The organism is Micromonospora sp. LOL_024 (assembly GCF_048060415.1).
Taxonomy (GTDB): domain Bacteria; phylum Actinomycetota; class Actinomycetes; order Mycobacteriales; family Micromonosporaceae; genus Micromonospora.
In genome coordinates, this window is sequence record NZ_JBHMIS010000224.1 from 1 (window position 1) to 272 (window position 272).

1 pseudogene is annotated in these 272 nt (G+C 68.0%); it reads left to right on the plus strand.

Annotated elements, in window-relative coordinates:
- A pseudogene (locus ACFHWY_RS28965) lies at nt 1–200 on the plus strand (IS5/IS1182 family transposase); the annotation flags it as partial.
- Nucleotides 201–272 lie beyond the last annotated feature (72 nt).

Sequence of the window (272 nt, forward strand, 5' to 3'; positions counted from 1 at the left end):
ACACCAAGCCCGGGTTCGTGCCGATCCGCAAGCGGTGGATCGTGGAGCAGGTCAACGGCACCCTGATGCTGCACCGCCGTCTCGCGCGCGAGTACGAAAGCCGACCAGAGTCCTCGGTGTCCCGAACCCTATGGGCGTCTACGGCGAACATCGTGCGGCGGCTGACCGGGACCAGCACACCCTCATGGCGGCACCGGTGAACCTCCCCACCGTCCTCGACCTGATCGCCGACCGCGAAACCACCACACGCCAGGACGCCGACCGGCTACGCG